Origin of the sequence: Mycolicibacterium lacusdiani (assembly GCF_021916785.1) — a bacterium.
Classification (GTDB): Bacteria; Actinomycetota; Actinomycetes; order Mycobacteriales; family Mycobacteriaceae; genus Mycobacterium; species Mycobacterium lacusdiani.
Genome location: NZ_JAKCFC010000001.1, coordinates 512,626 through 534,782 on the forward strand (window position 1 = coordinate 512,626; position 22,157 = coordinate 534,782).

Genomic DNA, 22,157 nt, shown 5'->3' on the forward strand with positions numbered 1-22,157 from the left:
GTGCTCGACTACGTCCGCGACGCCGCGGAGATCTACCGCCAGTCGTTCGCGACGATCCGCGCGGAGGCCGACCTCGACCGGTTCCCCGAGGACGTCTCACGGGCCGTGGTGCGGCTCATCCACACCTGCGGTCAGGTCGACGTCGCCGATCACGTCGCCTACACCGACGACGTCGTGACCCGCACCCACGCCGCACTGGCGGCAGGAGCCCCGATCCTCTGCGACGCGTCGATGGTGGCCTCGGGCATCACCCGGTCGCGGCTGCCCGCGGACAACGAAGTGGTGCCGCTGGTCAGCGACGCACGCGCGGCCGACCTCGCGGCCAAGCTCGGCAGCACGCGGTCGGCAGCGGGGGTCGACCTGTGGGCCGACCGTCTCGGTGGCGCCGTGCTCGCGATCGGCAACGCACCCACCGCCCTGTTCCGGCTGCTGGAGCTGATCGACGAGGGCGCACCGGTCCCGGCCGCCGTGCTCGGTGGACCGGTCGGCTTCGTGGGGTCCGCGCAGTCCAAGGACGAACTCATCGCCCGTCCGCGCGGCATGTCGTACCTGGTGGTGACGGGACGGCGCGGTGGCAGCGCGATGGCTGCGGCCGCGGTGAACGCGATTGCGAGCGAGCGCGAATGACGGGCACCCTGTGGGGCGTCGGCCTCGGCCCCGGCGACCCGGAACTGGTCACCGTCAAGGCCGCCCGCGTGATCGGCGAGGCCGACGTCATCGCCTATCACAGCGCACGGCACGGCCGCAGCATCGCCCGCGGCATCGCCGCACCGTACCTGCGGCCCGACCAGATCGAGGAACACCTCGTCTATCCCGTGACGACGGAGACCACCGAGCACCCCGGCGGCTACTCGGGCGCGATGGAGGACTTCTACCGCGAGTCGGCGGAGCGGATCGCGGTGCACCTCGAGGCCGGCCGTGACGTCGCCCTGCTCGCCGAGGGCGACCCGCTGTTCTACAGCTCCTACATGCACATGCACACCCGGCTGACGGAGCGGTTCGAGGCCGTCATCGTGCCCGGTGTCACGTCGGTCAGCGCGGCGTCGGCCGCGACCGGCACACCGCTGGTTCAGGGCGACGAGGTACTGACGATCCTGCCGGGCACGCTGCCGCCCGCCGAACTCAAGCGGCGACTGACCGACACCGACGCTGCGGTGATCATGAAGCTCGGCCGGTCGTATCCCGCTGTGCTGGAAGCGCTTCGGGCGACTGGCCGGATCGACGAGGCGTTCTACGTCGAGCGGGCCAGCACCGATCGGCAGCGCGTGCTGCCCGCCGCCGATGCCGACGCCGACTCGGTGCCCTACTTCGCGATCGCCATGCTGCCAGGAATGTCACCGCGGCCCGAGCCCGTCGGCAGCGTCGCCGTGGTCGGCCTAGGACCCGGCGACGTGGACTGGATGACGCCGCAGTCGCGCCGTGAACTGGCCGCCGCGACCGACCTCATCGGGTACGGCCCCTACCTGGATCGCGTCGGCGCCCGCGACGGCCAGACGCGGCACCCCAGCGACAACACCGACGAACCCGAGCGCGCGCGGTTGGCCTGCATGCTCGCCGAGCAGGGCCGTGCGGTGGCAGTCGTGTCCTCCGGCGATCCGGGTGTGTTCGCCATGGCGACCGCGGTGCTCGAGGAGGCCAAGGAGTGGCCTGGCGTCGACGTCCGGGTGATCCCCGCCATGACCGCGGCCCAGGCCGTCGCCAGTCGGGTCGGCGCTCCCCTGGGCCACGACTACGCGGTGATCTCGCTGTCCGACCGGCTCAAGCCGTGGGACGTCATCACCGCGCGACTGACCGCGGCCGCACAGGCGGACCTGGTGCTGGCGATCTACAACCCCGCGTCGAAGACCCGCACCTGGCAGGTCGCCGCGATGCGCGATCTGCTGCTCGAACACCGTGATCCGGGCACGCCGGTCGTGATCGGCCGCGACGTGTCCGGCCCGCGTGAGGAGGTCAAGGTGGTGCGCCTCGCCGACCTCGACGCAGGCGACGTCGACATGCGCTGCCTCCTGATCATCGGTTCCTCGCAGACGCAGTGGCATTCCGACGACGGCGTCGACCGGGTCTACACGCTGCGCCGCTACCCCGGCTGACCCCGGGTTGGGCGACCGTCAGCCCCGAATCTCGTTGAGGTAGTTGTAGATCGTGTAGCGCGAGACGTCGAGCCGTCCCGCGACGTGGTCCACGGAATCCCTGATCAGGAAGAAACCGGCCTCGTCGAGTTCGCGTACGACGGCGGCCTTGTGGTGCTTCTTCATCTTCACCGTCGGCACCCCCACCTTGGCGATCGCACCGTCCACCAGGAACCGTTGGAGGCTGTCGACGTCCGGTGGAAAGCTCTCGTCGCGTTCGGGAACGTCGGACGCAACGGCCTCCGGCACGACGCTGTTCACGCACAGACACCCGACAGCGGCGCCATCGACGTCGCGTAGGAACAGGGTCGAGGACCGGATCGGCCGTCCGTCCGGTCCGTTGGTTCGATAGTTGATCAGGTCCTGGGTGGTGCCGCGGCGGATCAGACCGAGCAGCAAATCTGTCATGGGTCCACCGACCGTGCGATTCGTGAGGTCGCCGGCGATGGCCACGATCGAATCGGGCAATCGCGACAGGTCGTGCAGCAGCACCTCGTTGCCGGGACCGAGCATCGCCGCCAGCCCGTGCACCGTGGGAACCATTGACGCCAGCAGTTCGTGGGTAACGCTGCCGGCCACGACCGGATGCGGCGTGGACGCGGGCCGGTGCGGCTGCGTCAGCGAGACGAGGACCTCCCTGAGCCGATCGCCGACGTCGAGCGACGTCGAGGCGTGCGGCGACAACCGAACGTGTTCGGGCCGAACGGTTGCCGCCATCCCCGCCGCGTTCATGGCGGCACCGATCTGCTCGGGCGCATGCCCCGGCATCGTGAACGCGAGGATGCCCGCCCGCCGCTCGCGTGCCGAGACGATGTGCGCCCCGTAGGTCAGGAGGACGTCCTCGAGCATCTCGACCCGCGTCGCGACGTGCTCGGCGATCGAGGCGACGCCTGCCTCCTCGACGAGTTCGAGCGCAGCCGCGAACGCCCCCGACGTGACGGGGCTCAGGTTCGAGATCGACCACGCCGCAGCGGTGGTGTCCGCGGGATGGATCGTCTCGTCGAACAGTCCGGGATCGCGCGCGCCGGTCCATCCCGACAGCACGGGGTCCATCCGTTCCAACGCGCGGTCCGACAGCATCGCGAACCCGGTCCCCCACCCCGACCGCAGCCACTTCTGTCCGCCGGTGACCAGGATGTCGGCCACCTCCCACGGCGCCTCGATCACGCCGAAGCCCTGGATGGCGTCCACGACGAGCAATCGGTCGCCGACGACCTCGCGGAGGGCGGCCAGGTCGGCGCGGTAGCCGGTGCGGTAGTCGACGGCGCTGACCGAGACCATGGACACGTCGTCGGCGAGGGCCTCGGCGACCAGATCCGCCGTGACGTGGCCGCCCGGCAGATGGCGGACCGACAGGCGCCCCGCTTGCTCGGCGCGCGCCCACGGGTAGGTGTTGGCCGGGAACTCCGCCGCCGACACCAGCACGGTGCCACCCGGCGCGTTGAACGCCGCCTGCAACAGGCCGAGGCTGGTGTGCGGTTGCAGGACGATGTGGTCGATGTCGCTGCCGCACAGGCGAGCCGCGGCCGCCTTGGCGCGCGTTTCCTCCCTCATCAGTTCGTCCACGGTGGACGGTCCGGCGCGCGTCGCCTTCTCCAGGAGCCGGGCCGTGGCGTCGAGCACGGCATGTGACGGTGGCCCGAAGCGGGCGAAGTCGAGGTAACCGGACGGCTCGGCGAACTGCAACAGGTAGCGCGGCGAGATGGGCTTCACGCGAGCACCCGGGCCAAGAACTGGCGCGTGCGTTCGTGTTCCGGCGTCTTGAGGATGCGCTCGGGTGGACCCGTCTCCACGACCGCACCGTCGGCCATGAACACGACCTCGTCGGCGGCCTCCGATGCGAAGGCGATCTCGTGGGTGACGACGACCATCGTCATGCCGTCGGCGGCCAACGTGTTCATCACGGCGAGTACCTCACCGACCAATTCGGGGTCGAGCGCAGAGGTCGGCTCGTCGAACAGCATCAGCTTGGGCTTCATCGCCAGCGAGCGTGCGATCGCCACGCGCTGCTGCTGGCCGCCGGACAACTGGGCGGGGTATGCGTCACCGCGCTCGCCGAGTCCGACGCGGTCGAGCAGTTCGCGGCCCTCCCGTCGGGCGACGTCGGGCGCGACGCCGAGCACGCGGATCGGGCCCTCGATGACGTTCTCCAGCGCGGTGCGGTGGCCGAACAGGTTGAATCGCTGGAACACCATCCCGATGTCCCGGCGCTGCTTGGCGACGTCGCGCTCGCGCAGCTCGTAGAGCTTGCCGTTGCGCAGCTCGAACCCGATGGGCTTGCCGTCCACCCACACCTGGCCGTCGTCGATGGTCTCCAGGTGGTTGAGGCATCGCAGGAAGGTGCTCTTCCCGGCTCCCGACGGGCCGAGCAGGCAGACCACCTGGCCGCGGCGTACGTCGAGGTCGATGCCCTTCAGAACCTCGTTGTGCCCGTAGCTCTTTCGGACGCCGATGGCTCTCAGCAGCGGCTCAGACACGGGCGCCCCTCGTCAATGGAATGGCTCGCAACGCCTTGGCGGCCTGCGCGGCGACACTGCGCTCGGCAGCACCGAAGGTACGTTCCAGGTAGTGCTGTCCGATGCCCGCCGCGGTCACCACCACCATGTACCAGATTGCGGCGGCGAACAGCGTTTCCATCACCAGCAGGTTGTGCGAGGAGATGTTGTTGGAGGCGTGCAGGAGTTCGGTCACGCCGATCACCGAGGCGATCGAGGTGCCCTTGAGCATGTCGATGAAGTCGTTGCCCGTCGGCGGGATGATCACTCGCATCGCCTGTGGCAGCACGATCCGGCGCAGCGTCAGATTCGGTGCCATGCCAATCGACTTCGCGGCTTCGGTCTGCCCGCTGTCGACACTGTTGAGCCCTGCGCGCACGATCTCCGCCATGTAGGCGCTCTCGTTGAGCGCGAGTCCGAGCAGGGCCGCGGTGAAGGCGCTGACGAGCACGTTGGTGGGTTCGTCGATCAGGGATCCGCCGAACGGCAACGGAATCGAGAACCTGGGGATCACGAGCGCCAGGTTGTACCAGATGAGGATCTGCAGGAGCACGGGCAAACCGCGGAACAACCAGATGTAGCCCGCAGCGAACGCCTTCGCCACCGGATTCGCGCTGCGGCGCATCAGCGCGATGACGATGCCGATCACGATGGCGACCGTCTGCGCGACGACGGCGAGCAGCACCGTGTTGACCAGGCCGAGCAGCATCACCCGATACACGACGAAGTCGGGCACCGAAGCCCAGTCGATCCGTGCTTCGGAGAGCGCGACGAACAACCCTGCGAGCAGGCCGACGATCACGACGGCACTGACCCAGCGACCCCAGTGCCGGAGCCGAACTATCGGCAGCGCCTGCGCCGGTGCGTCATGCGCCATTGATGGCGGACTCCTTCAGTGCGCCCTGTTCCACGCCCCAGCTCTGCAGGATCTGTAGGTACGTGCCGTCGCCGATCAGCTCGCCGAGTGCCTCGTTGACCGCATCGCGGAGGCCGACGTTGGTCTTGGCGAACCCGATGCCGTACGGGCCGCCTTCGATCGGCGGACCGGGTACCACCTCGAAGGTGTTGCCATCACCGGCGGTGCGGGAAATGTAGGCAGCACTCGGCAGGTCGTTGAGGATCGCCGCGACGCGCCCGGTGCGGAGCTGGTTCTGGTTCTGGGTGTCGCTGTCGGTGGCGGTCACGGCGACCGCGGGCTGGCCCGCCTGGACGCACTTCTCGCTCTGCGCCGCGGCGAAGGTCTGATGGCTGGTGCCCTGCACGACTGCGACGTTCTTGCCGCACAACGCGTCGGGACCGGTGATGCCCTCGGGATTGCCCTTCTGCACCATGATCGTGATGCCGGAGGAGAAGTAGTCGACGAAGTCGATCTGCTGTTGACGTTCCGTGGTGTCGTTCATCCCGGCCATCGTCATGTCGATGCGGCCCGACTGCAGGCTCGTGATCAACGAGCCGAAGGCCATGTCCTGGTATGCCATCTCGACGCCGAGCTTGCGTCCGATGGCCTTGGCAAGGTCGACCTCGTAACCGATCGGCGTCTTGCCGTCTGCGGCGTAGAAGTTGTTGGGCGCCGACTGGACGTTGGACCCGACGTTGACGGTCTTGGCCTGCGCGACCGGCGCAGGCAGTCGCGCGGCGAGTGCCTCGTCCGGTTCGATGGCGGCGATCAGCGAGGCGTTGTCCGGGATCGCCGACTGGCTGCCGCCGGCGGCGGACTCTCCTGCAGTGTCGCTGCCGACACCGCTCCCACATGCGGTGACGCCGGCGATGAGGGCTCCGGCGAGCAGCAGGCGGAGCGGTGAACTGATGGGCGACGGTGATCGCATCGGAACCTCCAAGGTGTGATCTGCGCGACGCTACAACAAAATGTTGAATTCGTCTCCACAAAGTGTTGAATACACTGCTTGACTGCCGTCGAGAATCGTTGACAGCTGTCAGCAGGCCGATTAGTGTCCGGCCCCATGACCACGGCCGCCGCCATTCCGCGCAGTCCCGAAGACGTGACGCCCCAGTGGTTGAGCACCGCACTGGGCGCCGACGTCACGGCGGTGGAGACCGCGCCGATCGGCACCGGGCAGACCGGCGCGACGTACCGCCTCACGGTCACCTACGCCGGAGGGCGAGAGCGCGACCTGCCGACCACATTCGCCGTCAAGTTGCCGTCACAGGACGAGACCGTGCGCGAGCGAGTGGCACTCGGCTACCGCGCCGAGCACGCCTTCTACACCCACGTCGCCGACGCGGTGAGGGTGCCGATCCCCCGGCACTACTACTGCGACATCTCCGACGACGGCGGCGACATCGTCCTGCTGCTCGCCGACATGGCACCCGCGGTTCAGGGAGACCAGATCGGCGGATGCGACGGAGTCGAGGCCGAACTCGCCGTGCGCGCCCTCGCCGGCCTGCACGGCCCGACGTGGTGCGACCCGAAGTGGGCCGACTTCCCCGGACTGGCCATGTCGATGGCGACCGGCGACGCCGCCAAGGGCCTCGGGGACGTCGCGATCATGGCCACGCAGATCACGCTGGACCGCCTCGGCGACCGGATGAGCGCCGAGAACCGCACGACCGCAACGGAATCGATGGCCCTGACCACACCGTGGCTCCTGTCCGAACCGGGCCGTTTTTCGCTCATGCACGGCGACTACCGCCTCGACAACCTGCTGTTCACGCCGGACCGCACCGAGGTGACCGTGGTCGACTGGCAGACCCTCGGCGCCGGTCTGCCCGCCAGGGACCTGGCCTACTTCACCGCCACCAGCCTGCTACCCGAGCAGCGCGCCGGCCTCGACGAGCAGCTGGTCGCGGCCTATCACGACGAGCTGCTGGGCTACGGGATCACCGGCTACGACCGCGACGCGTGCTGGCGCGACTACCGGCTCGGCATGCTGCAGGCGCCGCTGATCACCACTCTCGGGTGCGCTTTCGCGAGCAACACCGAACGCGGCGACGAGATGATGCGCGTCATGCTCGAACGTGGCTGCCAGGCGATCCGCGACCTGGACAGCCTGGCGCTCATCGACGCGCGCTGACCCACCGCACCGCGTCGTCGACCGTCGAGACCGCCTCGACGCCGTCGGGCAGCCGGGGACGGTCCACCATCACGACCGTCACCCCGAGGTCGTCGGCCGCCTCGAGCTTCGCCCTGGTCATGTCCCCGCCGCTGTTCTTCGTGACCAGCGCGTCGATCTGCCACCGCCGCAACAGTTCCCGCTCGTCGCCCACACGGTAGGGCCCGCGCGACAGCACCAGCTGGTGTCGTCGCGGCAGCGCGTCCGGATCCGGCGCGGTGACCGCCCTGATCAGGAACCACGCGTCGACGTCGACGAACGCCCGGGTACCGGATCGACCCGTGGTGAGGAAGACCCGCTCGCATCCGCGCGCGGCGACCACCCGCGCTGCGTCGGAATCCGAGTCGACGACGATGGCGGCACCAGGCGGCCACGCCGGACGGGCCAGCACCACATGCGGGACGCCTGCAGCACGGCATGCCTGCGCCGCGTTGGCGGTGATCGTCGCGGCGAACGGATGCGTCGCGTCGACCACGGCGTCGATCCCGTTGTCGGACAACCACGTCCGTAGGCCGGCAGCCCCACCGAAGCCGCCGATGCGCACCGTCCCCACCGGCAGCGCGGGATCGGGAACGCGACCGGCGAGTGAGCTCACCACGTCGACGTCCGGGTGCAGCCGCGCCGCCAGCGCGCGTGCCTCGCCGGTGCCGCCGAGAAGGAGTAGGCGCACTAGTGCCGGCTCCCCCGGCGCCTGCCGGTCGAGTACAGGTAACTGTCGGTGAAACCCTCGGCGGCGAGGACGTCGCCGACGACGATGACCGCCGTCCGGGTGACGCCCTCGGCCTTCATCCGCTCGGCGACGTCGGCCAGCGTGCACCGGATCACCGTCTCCTGCGGCCAGCTGGCGAAGGCCACCACCGCACATGGGGTTTCGGCCCGGTACCCACCGGCCACCAGCTCGGGCACGATCGCGTCGATCTGTGCCGCTGCCAGGTGCAGCACCAGGGTGGCGCCCGGAGCCGACAACGTGCGCAGGTCCTCGCCGTCGGGCATCGCCGTCGACAGCGTCGACACCCTGCTCAGCGTGACGGTCTGCGCGACACCGGGAACGGTCAGTTCGCGTCCCAGTGCGGCCGCCGCGGCGGCGAATGCCGGCACCCCTGGCACGACTTCCCAGTCGACCCCGCGCTCGTCGAGCCTGCGGCACTGCTCGGCCAGCGCGCTGTACAGCGACGGGTCACCGGAGTGCAGACGGGCCACGTCCAGACCGGCGGCGTGTGCCTCGCTCAGCTCGTCGACGATCTGGTCGAGGGTCAGCGGCCCGGTGTCGACCACCCGCGCATCCGAAGGGCACAGCGCGAGCAGATCCTCGGGCATGATCGACCCGGCGTAGAGGCACACCGGACACCGACTGAGCAGACGCTGGCCCCGCACGGTGATGAGATCCGCGGCACCCGGGCCCGCCCCGATGAAGTAGACCGTCACGGCTTGATCATCGTCCACTGCGTTACGGGCATCGCCGCGCGCCACCCGGTGAAGCCGCCGACCGGCTCACCGCGGTAGTGCTGGTACCGGCGCATCTCCCCGCCGTGCTTCGAATACCACTGCGCAAGAACGGCTTCCGATTCAATGGTGACGGCGTTGGCCACCAGCCGCCCCCCGCCCATCAGATGGAAGTAGCAGCCGTCGAGCACCCCGGGATGGGTGAGCCCTCCGCCGATGAAGATGGCCGTGGGCGCCCGCACGCCCTCGAAGCTCTCCGGCGCGGGGCCACGCACCTCGACCGCCGCACCGAACGCCGTCGCGTTCTTGGTGATCCGCTCCCGGCGTGCCTCGTCCCGCTCGAAGGCCACGGCATCGCACCTGTTCGAGCCCCTGGCCCACTCGATGGCGATGCTGCCCGAGCCGGCGCCCACGTCCCACAGCAGCTCGCCGGGCCGAGGCGCCAGCGCCGCCATCGTGACCGCGCGCATCGACTGCTTGGTCAGCTGGCCGTCGTGGGCAAGCGCGTCATCGGGCAGCGTCGTGAGGAGCCGCTCGTCGGGCCGGTAGACGACGGCGATGACGTTGAGCGGGTCGACGTCGTCAGGCGGTCGAACCGACCACTCCAGCGCGGTGCCCGATCGGATGCTCTCCTGCGGCCCGCCCAGCTGCTCCAGCAGGGTCAGCACCGACTGTCCGCGACCGGTCGCGGTGAGCAGCCGAGCCAACTCGGCGACGCTGGACTCGTTGCGGCTCAACACGATCGATCGCCCGCCTCGGCGGACCGCGCTGGGTGTCTGCGCCGTCACCAGGCTGATGACCTCGGCGTCCTGTACCGCCCAGCCCAGCCTGGCGCACGCCAGCGTCACCGACGACACGTGGGGCAGCACGGTGACCCGGCCGACGCCGTAGTACTTCGTCAGCGTCGTCCCGATGCCGTGGAACATCGGGTCGCCGCTGGCGACCACGTGCACGTCCGAACGGGCCTCCTGGAAGAGGTCGACCAGCGCGGGCAGCATCGGCGACGGCCACCGCCGCCGGTCCCCCGAGACCGAATCGTCGAGTAGATCGAGTTGCCTCGGTGAGCCGTACACCACGGTGGCGCGGCGTAGTTCGTCGGCCGACGCCGGCGGGAGCCCCGCCATGCCGTCGGCGCCGATGCCGACGACAACGATCCGTCCCTTCATCGCGGCAACCGCCGCCACACCCCGCGCGGCAGTAACCGCAGCGCCACGACCAGCAGGCCCAGCGACCGCGGCACCCAGATCTCGCTGCGCCCCTTGGCCAGCGCCGCCGCCGTCGCCTCGGCGACCTGACTGGGCGTGCTCGACAACGGCGCGGGCGTCATGCCCTCGGTCATCCGCCCGATCACGAAGCCCGGCCGGACCAGCAGCACCCGCACCCCCGACCCGTGCAGCGCATCAGTCAGACCGCGCGCGAACCCGTCGAGCCCCGCCTTCGCCGAGCCGTACACGTAGTTGGCGCGGCGAACTCGCGCACCGGCGACCGAGGAGAACACCACGATGTCGCCGCCGCCGGCGGCCCGCATGGTGTCGGCCAGCACCGTCAGCAGGCTGACCTGCGCGGTGAAGTCGGTGTGCACGATGGCCGCGGCGTGCGCGGCGTCGTGCTCCGCGCGGGCTTGGTCGCCGAGGATGCCGAACGCCACCACCGCGGTGTCGATGCGGCCGTGCGCGGCCACGATGGCCGCGACCACACCCGGATGAGAGGCCAGGTCGTCGGCGTCGAACTCCACGGTCAGAACCGCCGCCGCACCGGCCGCTCGAAGCGCCTCCGACTCCGTGGCGAGCTGGTCGGCCCGCCGCGCCGCCAGGACGACCGTCGCGCCACGGGCCAGCCGCGTCGCCAGCTCGACGCCGATCTCGCTGCGGCCGCCGAAGATCACCACCACTGTGCCGGCCGGTTCCTCGCGCAAGCGCTCGTCAGTGCCCGCCGGTTCCTCGCGCAAGCGCTCGTCAGTGCCCGCCGGTTCCTCGCGCAAGCGCTCGTCAGTGCCCGCCGTGTCTTCCATGGTCGTGATTATGTCCTGCGCTAGGTTGGGTCCCGATGGCTACTTCTGGTCGCAAGGCAACGACCCGGCTGACGAATGACGCGATCGCGTTCCTCACCGAACGCCATCTCGCCATGCTGACCACGCTGCGGTCGGACAATTCACCCCACGTCGTGGCCGTGGGGTTCACCTTCGACCCCAAGACGCACGTCGCCCGGGTGATCACTACGGGCGGCTCGCAGAAGGCCGTCAACGCAGCCGAGCGCGGCGTGGCCGTACTCAGCCAGGTCGACGGTGCGCGCTGGCTGTCGCTCGAGGGCAAGTCGACGGTCAAGGACGAACCGGACGCCGTGCGGGACGCCGAGCTGCGCTACGCCCAGCGGTACCGCACTCCCCGGGTCAACCCCCGGCGCGTCGTGATCGAGGTGCGTGTCGAACGCGTGCTCGGTTCCTCGGAGCTGCTCGACCGCTCTGGCGACTAGGCCACCGGCACCACGACCAGTTCGTGCGGCTGGTTGTTCACCGACAGCGCACCGTCCTCGGTGACGACCACGATGTCCTCGATCCGCGCACCCCACTGCCCTGGGAAGTAGATTCCGGGCTCGACACTGAACGCCATCCCGCTCTCCAGCGGCAGGTCGTTGCCCGCCACGATGTAGGGCTCCTCGTGGACGGACAGGCCGATGCCGTGACCGGTCCTGTGCACGAACACCTCGGCGAGCCCCTCGGCCGCCAGCACGTCGCGCGCCGCGGCGTCGACCTGCTCCGCGGTGACGCCTGGCCGCACCGCGGCCACCGCGGCCCGTTGCGCCCGCTGCAACACGGCGTACTGCCGAGCCACCTCCGGCGACGGCTCGCCGATGCTGTAGGTGCGCGTCGAGTCGGAGTTGTAGCCCGGCTCGTACGGTCCGCCGATGTCGACCACCACGACGTCGCCCTCCCGCAATTCGCGGTCGGAGCACTCGTGGTGCGGGTCGGCGCCGTTAGGGCCGGATCCGACGATGATGAACGCGACCTCCGAATGGCCCTCGGCAACAATGGCTTCGGCGATGTCGGCGGCGACGTCGGCCTCGGTGCGGCCCGGCACCAGGAATTCGGGCACCCTCGCGTGAACGCGGTCGATCGCCGCACCGGCCTTGCGCAGCGCATCGATCTCCGCAGCGTCCTTGACCATCCGCAGCCTGCGCAGCACGTCGGTGGCGAGTACCGGCACCGCGCCGAGGACGTCGACCAGCGGTAGCAGGTGCAGGGCGGGCATGGCGTCGGTGACCGCAGTTCTGATCGGCGGGCAGGAGCGGAGCGACCCGGGATTTGAGTCAGGCCCACCGCCGAGCGCGTCGGCGACCAGGCGGTACGGATTCTCGCCGTCCACCCAATCCCGCACGGCGAGGCCCAGTTCCGGCACCGCGGACTCGCGCAGCGCCGCCAGCTCCAGCCGCGGGACGACCACGGTTGCATCGCCATCCGCGGGCAGCACCAGGGCGGTCAAGCGCTCGAACGTCTGCGCTCGCGACCCCAGCAGGTAGCGCAGGTCGTAACCGGGGGTGATGACGAGCCCGGCCAGACCCGCCGCTCGGGCGGCATCGGCCGCCGACTGCAGTCGTCGTGCATACACGTCGGTGCCGAATCGCCCGGAGTCCATGCCCTCGAGGCTACTGTCACTCGGGTGAGCGCACCGGTCCTACTCCTCGACGGAGCGAGCATGTGGTTTCGCTCGTACTTCGGCGTACCGTCGTCCATCACGTCCCCCGACGGCAGGCCCGTCAACGCGCTGCGGGGCTTCCTCGACAGTGTCGCGACCCTCGTCACCACGCATCGGCCCGCCCGCCTGGTCGTCTGCCTCGACCTGGACTGGCGTCCGCAGTGGCGCGTCGACCTCGTCCCCTCCTACAAGGCGCACCGCGTCGAGGAGGTCCAGGCCGACGAACCCGACGTCGAGCAGGTTCCCGACGAACTCACGCCGCAGGTCGACATGATCATGGCGATGCTCGATGCGTTCGGCATCACCACCGCGGGTGCGGTGGGCTACGAGGCCGACGACGTACTCGGCACACTGGCCACCAGGGAGCGCACCGACCCGGTGGTCGTGGTCAGCGGTGACCGCGATCTGCTGCAACTCGTCGGCGACGAACACGTGGCGGTCCGGGTGTTCTACATCGGCCGCGGACTGACGAGGGCCGTCCTCTACGGGCCTGCCGAGGTCGCCGAGACCTACGGCGTTCCGGTCGGCAGGGCCGGGCCTGCCTACGCCGAACTCGCGCTGCTGCGCGGCGACCCCTCCGACGGTCTGCCCGGCGTACCGGGAATCGGCGAGAAGACCGCGGCCACGCTGCTGGCACAGCACGGTTCATTGGAGGCGATCCTGGCTGCCGCGAACGACCACACGACGAAGATGCCGACCGCGCAGCGCAAGAAGTTGCTCGGCGCCGCCGACTACATCACCGCGGCGATACCCGTGGTCGAGGTGGCGCGCGACGCACCCGTACGCATCTCGAACGAGTCGGACGTGCTGCCGCTGTCGGCGCGTGATCCGCGACGGGTCGCAGAACTGGCCGCCGAGTATGGCGTGGTGTCGTCGGTCGGGCGGTTGCAGAAAGCGCTCGACGCGCTTCCCAACTGACGCCTGCGAGCTACTTGGGCCTGCCGACCTCGTAGGTGCCGTCGTCGTCCTGGAACGTCACGGTGACCTGCCGCTTGGTGCCGTCGATGCTCACCTCGCAGGTGAAGGTGTCGCCCTTCTTGACCTCGGGATTCGCGCCGTCGTTGCAGCTGACGTCGGAGACGTTCTTCGCGCCGTAACCATTGGCCTCGTCACCGAGCACTTGCGCCACACCGGTCTGAGCGGCGTTGACGTCCAGTCGCTTCTCGACGAACCAGCCCGGGGTGAAGAAGCCGAGTACGACGATCACGATCGCGATGAGTGCGACGACGCCGCCCGCCACCGCGAGCAGGAGCTTCATCGACTTCTTCGAGCCGTCTCCGGAGCCAGGCGGCTGGTACGGCGCGAACTGCTGATCCGGCTGCCCGTACTGCTGCGGCGGTTGACCGTACTGCTGCGGGTACTGGCCGGGCTGCCCGTACTGCGGCTGTCCGTACTGGGGCGGCTGGCCGTACTGCGGCGCCCCGTACTGGCCGTACTGCGGAGGCTGCCCGTACTGCGGTTGGCCGTACTGCTCGGTCTGCGGGGGCTGATAGGGCGTCTGACCGTAGGCCGTCGGAGGCTGCCCGTACTGCTCGCCCTGGGGGTACTGCTGCGGGTTGTACGCGGGGGGTTGCTGCTGCCACGCCGGGGTCTCACCCGCGGGCTGCCCCTGATCCGGCTGCGGCTGCCAGGCCGACGGGTCGCCCTGCGGCGGTTGCTGACCCGGCCATTGCTGGTTCGGATCGGATCCCTGCGGTCCGCTCATCGTCTCTCCTTGGTGCTGGCTACCATGCCGGTCTGCGCTGAGGCGTTGGCAACACCCTACCCTGCATCAACTGCCACGACGCCGCGCCGAATGTCGCCCATCGCGCGTTTCGCGGTGGACCGCAGCGCCGGTGACGGCGCTGCATTTCGCACCTGATCGAGCAGGTCGAGGACCTGACGACACCAGCGGACGAAATCGCCAGCGGACAACGGTGATCCGCTGCCGTTGGCGTCCGAGGCGGCGAGTGACGCGGTCAGGTCGCCGGTGCTGGCCCACTGGTAGATCGCCGCGACGAAACCGGGGTCGGTCTCGCGACTCGGTGACAGTCGGTGGCGCTGTTCGTCGGCGCGAATCTCGCTGCAGGTGCGGCGGGTCGCCGACAGTGCACGCCGCAGTCCCGCGCTCGATTCGTCGAGGTTGGGTGCGGCGCCCGGCGTGTCGCCCCTGGATTCGTAGAGCACGGTCGACAGCACGGCGGCCAATTCGGCGGGCCGCAGCCCCTCCCACGTTCCGCGCCTGAGGCATTCGGCGACCAGCAGATCGCTCTCGCTGTAGATCCGCGCGAGCAACCGGCCGTCGTCGGTCACCTTCGGATCCTCGTCGGGCGCCCCGTCGACCGCGCCGTCGATGAAGCCACGTTCGGTGAGCAGCAGCAGGATCCGGTCGAAGGTGCGTGCGAGCGAGTTGGTCGCGGTGGCGACCTTCTGCTGGGTCTCGGCGTTGTCGCGCTCGATGCGCAGGTAGCGCTCGGCGACGCGGACGCCCTCGTCGCGGTTCGGGTCGTGATGCGCCGGGTGGGCGCGGACCTCGTCGCGCAGCCGCGCCACCTCGGGGTCGACGTCGGGTTCTGCCACCGCGTCGCGACGCCGCCTGCGCGAGGGCAGGTCCAGCCCGGCGGCCGCGTTGCGCAGCGCTGAGGCCAGGTCCCGCCGGACCTTCGGCTGCCTGTGCTCGACGCGCTTGGGCAACGTCATGGTCCCGAGCTTCGCCGAGGCGCCGGTGAAGTCCGCCGACGAAATGCGGCCCGCCCAACGCTCTTCGGTGAGCACCAGCGGGCGCGGGTCGTCGACGTCGGCCGCCGGCTCGAGGACGACGGCGATCCCGCTGCGCTTGCCCTGGCCGATCGCGATGATGTCGCCGCGGCGCAGGGACGTCAGCGCATCGTTGGTCGCCTTGCGGCGCTGCAACCGCGACGACCGCGACTGTGCCCGTTCGCGTGCCGCCACCGCCGCGCGCAACCGCGCATACTCCAGGATCGGCGCGTCCCTGCCGCCGAGTTCCGCGGCGATCTCGTCGAGCATCCGCTCGCCGCGCGCGACGCCGCGCACCAAGCCCACCACCGACCGGTCGGCCTGGAACTGGGCGAACGACCGCTCGAGCAGGCTGCGCGCCTGCGCCGGTCCCATGTGCCCCAGCAGGTTGATGGTCATGTTGTAGGACGGCGCAAAGGAACTGCGCAGCGGGAAGGTACGGGTGGACGCCAGTCCCGCGACGTCGGCCGGGTCGACGCTGGTGTCGTTGGGTTGCCACAGCACCACCGCGTGACCCTCGACGTCGATGCCGCGCCTGCCCGCCCGGCCCGTCAACTGGGTGTACTCCCCCGGCGTCAACGGCGCATGCTGCTCGCCGTTGTACTTGACCAGTCGCTCGAGCACCACGGTGCGGGCAGGCATGTTGATGCCGAGAGCCAGTGTCTCGGTGGCGAACACCGCTCTGACCAGACCGGCGGTGAAGAGTTCCTCGACGGTGTGCCGGAAGACCGGAAGCATGCCGGCGTGATGGGCGGCCAGACCGCGCAGCAGCCCCTCGCGCCATTCGTGATACCCGAGCACGACGAGGTCGACCTCGGCGAGGTCCGCGCACCGTCGGTCGATGACCTCGGCGATCCGTGCCCGCTCCGCATCGTTGGTGAGCCGCAGCGGTGACCGCAGGCACTGCTTGACCGCCGCGTCGCACCCGACCCGCGAGAACACGAACGTGATCGCGGGCAGCAGCCCCTCCCGGTCGAGCGTGGCGATGACGTCCGGGCGCGCCGGCGGACGGTAGATGGTCGGTCGGCCGCCACCCTGGTCGCGGCGCCCCCGGCCGCGGCCTCGGGGCTCCCAGTCCGAAAGCCGGTCCGACTCCCGGCGCAACGCGATGTGCCGCAACAGCTCACGGTCGACCTGCGGCTTGCCGGGGCGGGCCTGCCCGCCCTCGAACAGGTCGAACAGCCGCTTGCCGACCAGCATGTGCTGCCACAGCGGAACGGGGCGGTGCTCGTCGACGACGACGGTGGTGTCACCGCGGACGGTCTGAATCCAGCCGCCGAACTCCTCGGCGTTGCTCACCGTCGCGGAGAGGCTGACCAGCCGCACCTCCTCGGGCAGGTGCAGGATGACCTCCTCCCACACCGCCCCACGCATCCGGTCGGCCAGGAAGTGCACCTCGTCCATCACGACGTGGGAGAGGCCATACAGCGCAGTCGAGTTCGCGTAGAGCATGTTGCGCAGCACTTCGGTGGTCATCACCACGACGTCGGCATCACCGTTGATCGACTGATCGCCGGTCAGCAGACCGACGCGTTGGGCGCCGTAGCGGCGGACCAGGTCGGCGTGCTTCTGGTTGCTCAGTGCCTTGATCGGCGTGGTGTAGAAGCACTTCCGGCCCGCCGCGAGCGCGAGGTGCACGGCGAACTCGCCCACCACCGTCTTGCCGGCGCCGGTCGGTGCGCACACCAGTACGCCGTGCCCGCTCTCCAGCGCGCGGCACCCGTCGACCTGGAAGGCGTCGAGCGCGAACGGCAACTCCTTGGCGAACTTGGCCAGCTCTCCGCCGAGCGGCTCAGGTGGCTTGGTCATCGACGCTCACGCGGGACGGTGTCGGCACGGCGGACGGGGCCTCGACGTCCTCCACCGGGCCGATAGGCGCGGCCTGGTCGTCGGGCACGGCCTCGTTGGCGGCCCGCTTTGCCTTGCGACGGTCGTTGAAACGCGCTACCTGTATGGCGAACTCGAGCAGCACGGTCAGCGCGCCGGCCAGGGCCAGCATCGAGAACGGATCCGAGCCGGGTGTGAAGAACGCCGCGAACACGAAGAGCCCGAAGATCAGCCCGCGCCGCCACGCCCTGAGTCGCTCGTAGGTCAGCACACCGACGAGGTTGAGCATGATGATCAGCAGCGGGAACTCGAAGCTGATCCCGAACACCAGCAGCAGGTTGATCAGGAAGCCGAAGTACTGATCGCCCGAAAGGGCGGTGACCTGGACGTCGCTACCGACGGTGAGCAGGAAGTCCAACGCCTTGGACAGCACGACGTAGGCGAGCACCGCGCCCGTCATGAACAGTGCGGCGCCGAACGCGACGAACACCGAGGCGAAGCGGCGCTCCTTCTTGTAGAGCCCGGGCGTGATGAACCCCCACAGCTGGTACAGCCACACCGGGCAGGCCAGCACGACGCCCGCGGTCAACGACACCTTCAACCGCAACATGAACTGATCGAAGGGGGCGGTGGCGAGCAGCCGGCACTGCCCGTCGGGTGCGATCGTCGCGCGGGCCGATTCGGGCAGCGCACAGTACGGCTGCCGGAGCCAGTCACCCAGACTCGGGGTGCCGAAGACACCGTGGGTGTACCAGAAGAAGCCGAGGATCGTGGTGAAGACGACGGCCGCGGCGGCGATCAGCAGCCGGTTGCGCAGTTCGGCCAGGTGGTCGACGAGCGACATGGTGCCGTCGGGATTGACCCGCGCGCGCCGACGGCGCGGGTCCAGCCTCTTGAGGATGCCAGGAGTACGCACGGGATCGATTGAAGACGCCGACTAGGGACGCGACGAGTAGTCGCGGCCGGTGAAGGCGTGCGTCAGGCCGTGCGCTTGTCGGGCTGCTCCGACGCCGGGGCGGGCGTCGGGTCGACGACGCGCTCGGAGGCGATCGGCGTCGCGGGCGCAGCGTCGGACGACGACGCAGAGTCGGACTTGCCGTCCGCCTGCATCTCCTTGATCTCGGACTTGAAGATCCGCATCGACTTGCCCAGCGAACGCGCAGCGTCCGGCAGCTTCTTGGCGCCGAACAGCAGCACGAAGACTGCGATAACGATCAACCAATGCCAGGGTTGCAGAGCACCCATTCGGTCACCTCCAGAAGTCGAGCTCGAGTCTACCCGCCAACCTCGGCGGCGAGGGACTCGTACGCGGCCAGCGCGGCCACGGCGGATTCCCGCACCCGCTGGACCAGCGATTCGGGCTCCAGAACCCGGACTCCGGAGCCGAAGCCCAGGACGAAGCGCGACATCCACGCGTCCGAGGCGTACGTCATCGTCGCCTCGCACGTCCCGTCGGCCAGTTCGCGCACCACGTGCAGCGGGAAGTAGTCGAACATCCAGGCCGCCGACGGGTGCACCAGCAGCGTCGCCGAGGGCAGGGACGGGTCCGAGTCGAACAGCGACGTGTCGGGCCCGGCCTGCACGGCCGGCTCGGGCGGGGCCGACGGTTCGTCGAGTTCACGCGCCTCGACGATGCGGTCGAACCGGAACAGCCGCACCGCCTCCGCCGTGCGGCACCATGCCTCGAGATAGCTGTGGTCGCCGACCAGCACCACGCGGATGGGGTCGACGGTCCGCGTGGTCAGCACGTCGTGGGATGCCGAGTAGTAGTCGATGGTCAGCGCGTGGTCGTTGCGCACCGCCGACCGCACCGCGGCCGCCGCCGAGTTCTCCACGGGCGCCGGATCGTCGGACGCGACCACGGCGCCGTCCTCCTCGCCGGTGGCCGTCCCCGCGGCCGATTCGATCTTCGCGATCGCGCTGCGTGCTGCGGCCGGGTCGACCATGCCGGGCACCTCGAGCAGCGCACGCAGCGCGACGAGGATGCCGGTGGCCTCTGGCGAAGTCAGGCGCAGCGGATGGTCCATCCCGGCCGAGAACGTGACCTCGATGGTCTTGCCGGACATCTCGAAGTCGATCAGATCGCCGGGTCCATAACCGGGCAACCCGCACAGGAACAGCTGCTGCAGGTCGTCGCGGAGCTGCTTCTCGGTGACCCCGAGGTCCAGGGCGGCTTCCTCGAACGTGATCTTCGGGTTGGCCTGGAAGTACGGCACCATGTTCAGCAACCGCACCAGGCGCGTCGATACCTGACTCATGCGTCCACCCCCGCCTGTGCCTTCAACCGCGCAATGACGTCGTCGCGCAGCGCCGGCGGGTCGAGCACCAACGCGTCGGCGCCGTAACCGGCGATCTCGCGGGCGAGCCTGTCGTGCATGCCGATGTCCACTGCCAGTTCGTCTCCTGCACGGCCGCCGATGGTCCTGGTCGCCATCTCGGTCGCCGAGCGGCGCAGCGCGGTGGCCCGGCCCTGCGCGACCCACACCCGGGCCTGGGCGCCCGGTGGCCATTCCGCCACCGCGCGATGCACGATCTCACGCAGGTCGACGCCCTCGGGGCGGCGCACCGCGCCACGTGCACCAATGGCCTCCACTTCGGCACCGACGCGCGACACCCGGAACGTGCGGGTGTCGTCGCGGTCGCGGTCGTGCCCGACGAGGTACCAGCGGCCGCGGTAGGTCACCACACCCCACGGCTCGACGGTGCGCGTGGTGAACGGGGCGCTGCGGGTCGCCCGGTGCTGGAACCGGACCGCCTGCCCGGAGTCGATGGCCGCCAACAGGATTCCGAGCACCTCCTCGGACCCGCGCAGGCCCGGCATCGAGGCACTGGTGCTGATCATGACGTCGCTGTCGGACGCGTCGACGTCGACACCGGCCGCGCGCAGCTTCAGCAACGCGCCCTGGGTGGCGGTGACCAGTTCGGGCGACTCCCACAGCTGCGTGGCGATCGCCACGGCGGCAGCTTCGTCGGCGGTCAGCTCGACCTGCGGCAGCGCGTAGGCCTTGCGGTTGATCCGGTAACCCTCGGTCGGGTCCATCGAGGACACCCTGCCGGTCTCCAGCGGGATGCCGAGGTCGCGCAGTTCGTTCTTGTCGCGCTCGAACATTCGGGAGAACGCTTCGTCGCTCGGGCTGTCGCCGTAGCCGTAGACGGTCTTGCGGATGCGTTCGGCGGTGATGTAGTTGCGGGTGGACAGGAGTGCGATGACGAGATTCATCAACCGCTCGACTTTGGAGATCCCCACCGGTCGAGTTTAGTCCCCGGCAACGGTTCCCCCGTCCGCCGGACACGCAACCCCCACCCCTACATGCTGGCGATGAGCCGCTTCACCCGCTCGTCCACGGCCCGGAACGGGTCCTTGCACAGCACGGTGCGCTGAGCCTGGTCGTTGAGCTTGAGGTGCACCCAGTCGACGGTGAAGTCGCGGCCCGCGGCCTGGGCGGCGCTGATGAACTCACCGCGCAGCTTGGCGCGCGTGGTCTGCGGCGGCTCGTTGACGGCGGCCTCGATGTCCTCGTCGGTGGTCACCCGGGCGGCCAGGCCCTTGCGCTGCAACAGGTCGAACACGCCGCGGCCACGCTTGATGTCGTGGTAGGCGAGGTCGAGCTGCGCGATCTTCGGGTCGGCCAGCTCCATGTCGTAGCGGTCCTGGTAGCGCTGGAACAGCTTGCGCTTGATCACCCAGTCGATCTCGGTGTCGACCTTGGCGAAGTCCTGCGCCTCGACGGCGTCGAGCTGGCGACCCCACAGGTCGACGACCTGCTCGATCTGGGCGTTGGGCTCACGGGTCTGCAGATGCTCCACCGCGCGGCTGTAATACTCCCGTTGAATGTCCAGCGCGCTGGCCTGACGCCCGCCCGCGAGCCGCACCGGGCGCCGGCCGGTGAGGTCGTGGCTGACCTCGCGGATGGCCCGAATCGGGTTGTCGAGCGAGAAGTCCCGGAACGGCACGCCGGCCTCGATCATCTCGAGGACCAGGGCGGCGGTGCCGACCTTCAGCATGGTAGTCGACTCGCACATGTTCGAGTCGCCGACGATCACGTGCAGCCTGCGGTACTTCTCGGCGTCGGCGTGCGGCTCGTCGCGGGTGTTGATGATCGGACGCGAGCGGGTCGTGGCGCTCGAGACGCCCTCCCAGATGTGCTCGGCGCGCTGGGAGAGGCAGAACGTCGCGGCCTTGGGCGTCTGCAACACCTTGCCCGCGCCGCAGATGAGCTGACGCGTCACGAGGAACGGCAGCAGCACGTCGGAGATCCGGGAGAACTCACCGGCACGCACGATCAGGTAGTTCTCGTGGCAGCCGTAGGAGTTGCCCGCCGAATCGGTGTTGTTCTTGAACAGGTAGATGTCGCCGCCGATGCCCTCGTCGGCGAGGCGCTGCTCGGCGTCGATCAGCAGGTCCTCCAGGACGCGCTCACCCGCGCGATCGTGGGTCACCAGCTGCACCAGGCTGTCGCACTCGGCGGTCGCGTACTCGGGATGCGAACCGACGTCGAGGTACAGCCGCGCGCCGTTGCGGAGGAACACGTTCGAACTGCGGCCCCACGACACCACCCGCCGGAAGAGGTAGCGCGCCACCTCGTCGGGTGAGAGTCTCCGGTGGCCGTGGAAAGTGCACGTCACACCGAATTCGGTCTCGATGCCCATGATTCGCCGTTGCACGTGTCCGAGCTTACGGGTTGTCGACGTCGGAGGTTGCGGTAGTGGCCCAGGGTGTGTTCCGGATCGGCGGGCCGTCGGTCGTGACAGACGCCGACGAAT

The 22,157-nt window shown here is 69.6% G+C and carries 21 protein-coding genes; 5 read left to right on the forward strand and 16 right to left on the reverse strand.

The genetic code is table 11. The features are described from left to right. Positions 1-627, forward strand: coding sequence for a precorrin-8X methylmutase (locus LOK44_RS02580; protein WP_237568506.1), 627 nt, complete (start codon positions 1-3; stop codon positions 625-627). Then, on the forward strand, positions 624-2,090 hold the full coding sequence (locus LOK44_RS02585) for a precorrin-2 C(20)-methyltransferase (protein WP_237568507.1): 1,467 nt from the start codon (positions 624-626) through the stop codon (positions 2,088-2,090). Before LOK44_RS02580 ends, LOK44_RS02585 begins: the two co-directional genes overlap by 4 nt. An 18-nt stretch (positions 2,091-2,108) precedes the next feature. Here LOK44_RS02585 and LOK44_RS02590 read toward each other — a convergent pair whose 3' ends face one another. Genes LOK44_RS02590 through LOK44_RS02605 form a run of 4 tightly spaced genes read right to left on the reverse strand, consistent with a single transcriptional unit; the run spans position 2,109 to position 6,450 of the window. Continuing rightward, on the reverse strand, positions 2,109-3,842 hold the full coding sequence (locus tag LOK44_RS02590) for an aminotransferase class V-fold PLP-dependent enzyme (RefSeq protein ID WP_237568508.1): 1,734 nt from the start codon (positions 3,840-3,842) through the stop codon (positions 2,109-2,111). Beyond that, positions 3,839-4,606, reverse strand: a complete 768-nt coding sequence (locus LOK44_RS02595; protein ID WP_308192700.1) for an amino acid ABC transporter ATP-binding protein — start codon at positions 4,604-4,606, stop codon at positions 3,839-3,841. The genes LOK44_RS02590 and LOK44_RS02595 overlap by 4 nt, the downstream gene beginning before the upstream one ends. Next, complete coding sequence (locus LOK44_RS02600; RefSeq protein ID WP_237568509.1) at positions 4,599-5,501, reverse strand: amino acid ABC transporter permease; 903 nt, start codon at positions 5,499-5,501, stop codon at positions 4,599-4,601. Before LOK44_RS02600 ends, LOK44_RS02595 begins: the two co-directional genes overlap by 8 nt. After that, entirely contained in the window at positions 5,491-6,450 is a 960-nt protein-coding gene (locus tag LOK44_RS02605) for an ABC transporter substrate-binding protein (RefSeq protein WP_237568510.1), read from the reverse strand. Before LOK44_RS02605 ends, LOK44_RS02600 begins: the two co-directional genes overlap by 11 nt. A 135-nt stretch (positions 6,451-6,585) precedes the next feature. Here LOK44_RS02605 and LOK44_RS02610 point away from each other — a divergent pair, with 135 nt between their 5' ends. Beyond that, positions 6,586-7,656 carry a phosphotransferase family protein gene (locus tag LOK44_RS02610; RefSeq protein WP_237568511.1) on the forward strand — a complete coding sequence of 357 codons (1,071 nt, stop codon included), beginning with the start codon at positions 6,586-6,588 and terminating at the stop codon, positions 7,654-7,656. On the opposite strand, the gene LOK44_RS02615 is transcribed toward LOK44_RS02610, so the two are convergent. The 4 genes from LOK44_RS02615 to dprE2 are packed head-to-tail and all read right to left on the reverse strand — an operon-like array spanning position 7,640 to position 11,149. Beyond that, positions 7,640-8,365 (reverse strand): cobalt-precorrin-6A reductase, encoded by a 726-nt coding sequence (locus tag LOK44_RS02615; protein WP_237568512.1) that lies wholly within the window; start codon positions 8,363-8,365, stop codon positions 7,640-7,642. The two genes, LOK44_RS02610 and LOK44_RS02615, sit on opposite strands and share 17 nt — an antisense overlap. Next, on the reverse strand, positions 8,365-9,120 hold the full coding sequence (gene cobM / locus LOK44_RS02620; protein ID WP_237568513.1) for a precorrin-4 C(11)-methyltransferase: 756 nt from the start codon (positions 9,118-9,120) through the stop codon (positions 8,365-8,367). The genes LOK44_RS02615 and cobM overlap by 1 nt, the downstream gene beginning before the upstream one ends. After that, the gene (gene cbiE / locus LOK44_RS02625) at positions 9,117-10,304 is read right to left on the reverse strand and encodes a precorrin-6y C5,15-methyltransferase (decarboxylating) subunit CbiE (RefSeq protein ID WP_237568514.1); all 1,188 of its coding nucleotides are present in this window, start codon (positions 10,302-10,304) and stop codon (positions 9,117-9,119) included. Before cbiE ends, cobM begins: the two co-directional genes overlap by 4 nt. Beyond that, positions 10,301-11,149, reverse strand: coding sequence for a decaprenylphospho-beta-D-erythro-pentofuranosid-2-ulose 2-reductase (dprE2, locus tag LOK44_RS02630; RefSeq protein ID WP_372481157.1), 849 nt, complete (start codon positions 11,147-11,149; stop codon positions 10,301-10,303). Before dprE2 ends, cbiE begins: the two co-directional genes overlap by 4 nt. A 35-nt stretch (positions 11,150-11,184) precedes the next feature. Between dprE2 and LOK44_RS02635 the strand changes: the two genes are divergently transcribed. Next, the gene (locus tag LOK44_RS02635; RefSeq protein ID WP_237568515.1) at positions 11,185-11,610 is read left to right on the forward strand and encodes a F420-dependent biliverdin reductase; all 426 of its coding nucleotides are present in this window, start codon (positions 11,185-11,187) and stop codon (positions 11,608-11,610) included. On the opposite strand, the gene LOK44_RS02640 is transcribed toward LOK44_RS02635, so the two are convergent. Then, entirely contained in the window at positions 11,607-12,770 is a 1,164-nt protein-coding gene (locus LOK44_RS02640) for a M24 family metallopeptidase (protein ID WP_237568516.1), read from the reverse strand. The two genes, LOK44_RS02635 and LOK44_RS02640, sit on opposite strands and share 4 nt — an antisense overlap. A 24-nt stretch (positions 12,771-12,794) precedes the next feature. On the opposite strand from LOK44_RS02640, the gene LOK44_RS02645 reads away from it, so the two are divergent. Next, positions 12,795-13,748 (forward strand): 5'-3' exonuclease, encoded by a 954-nt coding sequence (locus tag LOK44_RS02645; protein WP_237568517.1) that lies wholly within the window; start codon positions 12,795-12,797, stop codon positions 13,746-13,748. Between the two features lie 10 nt (positions 13,749-13,758). Here LOK44_RS02645 and LOK44_RS02650 read toward each other — a convergent pair whose 3' ends face one another. The 7 genes from LOK44_RS02650 to pafA form a co-directional block, all read right to left on the reverse strand. After that, positions 13,759-14,535, reverse strand: coding sequence for a DUF4333 domain-containing protein (locus LOK44_RS02650; RefSeq protein ID WP_237568518.1), 777 nt, complete (start codon positions 14,533-14,535; stop codon positions 13,759-13,761). A gap of 56 nt (positions 14,536-14,591) precedes the next feature. Further along, the gene (locus LOK44_RS02655) at positions 14,592-17,375 is read right to left on the reverse strand and encodes a DEAD/DEAH box helicase (RefSeq protein ID WP_237568519.1); all 2,784 of its coding nucleotides are present in this window, start codon (positions 17,373-17,375) and stop codon (positions 14,592-14,594) included. Continuing rightward, positions 17,359-18,309 (reverse strand): twin-arginine translocase subunit TatC, encoded by a 951-nt coding sequence (gene tatC / locus LOK44_RS02660; RefSeq protein WP_237568520.1) that lies wholly within the window; start codon positions 18,307-18,309, stop codon positions 17,359-17,361. The genes LOK44_RS02655 and tatC overlap by 17 nt, the downstream gene beginning before the upstream one ends. 62 nt (positions 18,310-18,371) lie before the next feature. Continuing rightward, positions 18,372-18,638 carry a Sec-independent protein translocase subunit TatA gene (tatA, locus tag LOK44_RS02665; protein WP_237568521.1) on the reverse strand — a complete coding sequence of 89 codons (267 nt, stop codon included), beginning with the start codon at positions 18,636-18,638 and terminating at the stop codon, positions 18,372-18,374. A 29-nt stretch (positions 18,639-18,667) separates the two neighbouring features. Then, a complete protein-coding gene (locus tag LOK44_RS02670) occupies positions 18,668-19,651 on the reverse strand; it encodes a helix-turn-helix transcriptional regulator (RefSeq protein WP_237568522.1) in 984 nt (327 codons plus the stop codon). Beyond that, positions 19,648-20,640 (reverse strand): helix-turn-helix transcriptional regulator, encoded by a 993-nt coding sequence (locus tag LOK44_RS02675; protein WP_237568523.1) that lies wholly within the window; start codon positions 20,638-20,640, stop codon positions 19,648-19,650. Before LOK44_RS02675 ends, LOK44_RS02670 begins: the two co-directional genes overlap by 4 nt. Before the next feature lie 59 nt (positions 20,641-20,699). Then, positions 20,700-22,058, reverse strand: a complete 1,359-nt coding sequence (gene pafA / locus LOK44_RS02680; RefSeq protein ID WP_237568524.1) for a Pup--protein ligase — start codon at positions 22,056-22,058, stop codon at positions 20,700-20,702. Positions 22,059-22,157 lie beyond the last annotated feature (99 nt).